The sequence below is a fragment of the Bowmanella sp. JS7-9 genome, assembly GCF_004329715.1.
In the GTDB taxonomy this organism is placed as follows: Bacteria; Pseudomonadota; Gammaproteobacteria; order Enterobacterales; family Alteromonadaceae; genus Pseudobowmanella; species Pseudobowmanella zhangzhouensis.
Genome location: NZ_JXSY01000028.1, coordinates 1 through 3,769, shown reverse-complemented (window position 1 = coordinate 3,769; position 3,769 = coordinate 1). Strand labels below are relative to the sequence as shown.

Below are 3,769 nucleotides of genomic sequence, written 5' to 3'. Positions count from 1 at the left end.
GGCCGCCGGTACGGCGGGCGTCAGCCGCGCCGATTTTCGCGATACCATCGAATATGCCACTAACGGGCTTAAATTGGGGCAGTTGTATGATGGTGATTATGCCTATCCGATCCGCGCCAAGATGGCGGCGCGCGCCGAGCTGTCGCAATTAGACGCGATTGCCAACAGTCAGGTGTGGAGTTCACAGCAGGGGCGTTATGTGCCGTTTCGGCAGATCTCTGCGGGTCTGACTCTGGGGAGTGAAGAAGTACAAATTCAGCGTCGTAACCGAGTGCCAACCATTACCGTCTGGGCGGAACCAGGCGCGGGTGAAACGGCCAGTAAAGCACGGCTGCGTATTTTACCGGCGATTGAGTCGATTCCACTGCCTGTTGGTTACAAGCTGGAATGGGGCGGTGAGTTTGAAAGCTCAGGTGATGCTCAAAAAGCGCTGGGACAGGGCTTACCTGCCGGCTTTTTGGTGATGTTTATTGTGTCCGTGCTGCTGTTTGGCCGGGCCTGTCAACCTCTGATTATTTGGGCTGTGGTGCCAATGGCAGTCGTTGGTGTCGTGGCCGGCTTGCTGGCGACCGATATGGCGTTTGGGTTTATGTCACTGCTGGGCTTTTTGAGTTTGTTCGGCATGTTGATTAAAAATGCCATCGTGTTGCTGGAAGAAATTGACCTGCAGGTAGAAGAAGGGAAACCGATCCATGATGCGATTCTGGATGCTACCGCCAGTCGTTTGCGCCCGGTGGCACTGGCGGCGGTCACGACCATTCTTGGCATGGCGCCATTACTGACAGATGCCTTCTTCGCGGATATGTCGGTGACCATCATGGGCGGCCTGACATTTGCGACCATACTGACACTGGTGGCAGTGCCGGTGCTGTACAGCTTGTTATTTAAAGTCAGTTACCGGAAGTGACCTACTCAAGTAACGAAAAGGGCGCCATCGGCGCCTTTTTTATTAAGTTTGGTTACAAATTCAAGGTGTTAACTCCAGGCGTTTGTTCGTAAACTCGGGCGCTTACTCTGGGAGCATAATAATGAAAAAATTCACACTGCTGCTTCTTAGTCTGTTGTTCAGTGCACACCATGCACAGGCAACCAAGGCTGAGGACGTAAAACAGTTCACGCTGGATAATGGCATGACCATTATGGTGTTGGAGGATAACTCTATTCCTAACGCCAATATGTACCTGTTCTACAAGGTCGGGTCTCGCAACGAATATCCGGGCATTACCGGTCTGTCGCACTTTTTCGAGCATATGATGTTCAACGGTGCGAAAAAATACGGTCCGAAGCAATTTGACCGCACTATGGAAGCCGCCGGTGGCGCAAACAACGCCTACACCTCGGAAAACCTGACTGTGTATACAGACTGGTTTCCAGCCGATGCACTGGAACTGATGTTTGATCTGGAAGCGGACCGTATTGAGAATTTGGCCATCGATGCAGACATGGTAGAGAGTGAGCGCGGTGTGGTGGCGTCTGAGCGTCGTACCGGGCTGGAAAACTCCAACTTCCGCACCCTGCATGAGGAAGTAAAAGGCGTAGCGTTTCGCGCTCACCCTTACAGCTGGTCGGTGATTGGTCATGAGTCGGATATTGCCAGCTGGACGCTGGAAGACCTGCGCCAATATCACAAAACCTACTATGCACCGAATAATGCCGTGGTGGTGATTGCCGGTGCGGTTAAACTGGCAGAAGTGAAAAAACTGGCACAGCAATATTTTGGGCCGATTCCTGCGCAACCAGTACCTCGCGCAGTGGTAACGGTCGAACCCAAGCAATTGGGTGAGCGCCGCACCTATGTGCAAAAAGAATCAGTGTCTACGCCAAACCTGCTGTTGGCCTACCACATTCCACAGACCGGTCACGCAGACTATTACGCTTTGCAAATGCTCAGTGAGATTCTGGCTGGTGGAGATAGCGCTCGCCTGAATAAGTCTCTGGTGTTCGATCAGAAACTTGCCACCAATGTTTTTACCTACATGCCTGAGTCTTTCGACCCGAATCTGTTTTATGTATACGGGGTCGCGGCGCAGGACGTATCGGCTGACGCGCTGGAAAAAGGCATGCTGGCGCAAATCAACGGCATCATTCAAAACGGGGTCAGTGAGCAAGAGTTACAGAAAGTGAAAAATGCGCAGTTGGCCAATTTCTATCGCGAGATGGAAACCATTAATGGTAAAGCCAACACCATTGGTACTTATCAGGTGTTTTTTGGCGACTACAAAGCGTTGTTTAACTTGCCTGAACAACTTAACAAGGTCACCACCGCCGATATTCAGCGTGTGGCAAAAACCTATTTACGCAAAGCAAACCGTACCGTTGGTGTATTGGACAGTAAGGAAGATAGCAATGAACAGGATTGGTAAAACATTATTTTCAGTCGTCTGTTTATTAGCAGGCAGTGTGCAGGCGGCCGAATTCAGCCTGCCTAAATATGAAAAGCTAACGTTGGAAAATGGCCTGACCGTTTATCTGATGGAACAGCATGAAGTGCCGCTCATCAGTGCCGGTGTCGTCGTCAAAGCAGGTGCGGTACAGGATGATAAAGCCGGACAGGCAGAGATGACCGCATCCGCCTTGTTGTTGGGCAGTGGCACACTGAACCGCGAAGCATTTCAGGCCAAGCTCGACTTCGTCGGCGCCAGTATTAGCTCAGGTAGCGGTCTGGAAGGCAGCGTGGTGAATGCGTCCTTTATGGCCAAAGACACAGATTTAGTGCTGGGTTTACTGGCTGACGCGTTGTTGAAGCCGACCTTCAGCGCTGACGAGTTTAACGCCTATCAACAGCGCCAATTGGCTGGTCTGCAACAAGCGCAGGAAAGCCCCAAGGCGGTGATCAATGATTACTTCAACAAGCTGATGTTTGGCGACCATCCCTATGGCAATGAAGTCAGTGGCAGTATTGCCAGTGTTAAAGCCATGTCACTGGAGGATATCAAAGCGTTTTATAACACCTGGTATCAGCCGAATAACGCTGCCATTAGCGTTGTGGGAGACTTTGACAGTACAACCATGGCAGCCAGCCTGCGTAAGCTGTTTGGCAAATGGCAGGGTAAAACCGCTGCGTTTGATGTTCCGGCTGTGCTGAGCGCGCCGACCAAAGCCCGCGTATTACTGGTAAATAAAGGCGATGCACGTGAAAGTACGTTTATGATTGGTGGGCCGGGCATTTCCCGCAGCAACCCTGATTATGTGGCGTTGTCGGTTATCAATACCATTTTGGGTGGACGCTTTACTTCGTGGCTCAACGATGAGTTACGGGTGAATGCAGGGCTGACCTACGGCGCACGTTCAGGTTTCAGTGCTTATTCCAAAGCGGGAAGTTTCTATATCAGTACCTTTACCCAGACAGCCACGACAGAAGCGGCCATGGATCTGGCGCTGAAAACTTACTCGCGTTTGTGGGAGCAAGGGATCGATAGTGCCACGCTGGAGTCGGCCAAAGCCTATGTAAAAGGTCAGTTTCCTCCGCGCTATGAGCGGGCATCGTCATTGCGTAGCCTGTTAGCCGATATGTTCATTTATGGATTTGATGAGCGTTTTATCAATACCTTCAATGAACAGGTTAACGCGCTGGATACGAAAAAAGCAGCCGAGTTAGTTAAGCAGTATTTCCCTAAAGAAAATCTGCAATTTGTGGTGATAGGCAATGCTGCTGAGGTCAAACCGGTGGTAAGCAAATATGGTCAGTTGACTGAGCGTGATATTAGCGCTGAGCAAATCAAACTATAAAGCTGCACACGTAGCGTAGAAAAGGAGCCGTGTGGCTCCT

Annotated in this window: 3 protein-coding genes; all 3 read left to right on the top strand. The window is 50.9% G+C overall.

Going from position 1 to position 3,769, the window contains the following annotated elements; genetic code table 11:
* Positions 1–907, top strand: a 907-nt coding sequence (locus TK45_RS15250) for an efflux RND transporter permease subunit (protein WP_131259711.1), incomplete at its 5' end; no start/stop codon positions are given.
* 121 nt (positions 908–1,028) lie between these two features.
* Positions 1,029–2,363 (top strand): pitrilysin family protein, encoded by a 1,335-nt coding sequence (locus TK45_RS15245; RefSeq protein WP_131259710.1) that lies wholly within the window; start codon positions 1,029–1,031, stop codon positions 2,361–2,363.
* Positions 2,347–3,729, top strand: a complete 1,383-nt coding sequence (locus TK45_RS15240) for a pitrilysin family protein (RefSeq protein WP_131259709.1) — start codon at positions 2,347–2,349, stop codon at positions 3,727–3,729. Before TK45_RS15245 ends, TK45_RS15240 begins: the two co-directional genes overlap by 17 nt.
* Positions 3,730–3,769 lie beyond the last annotated feature (40 nt).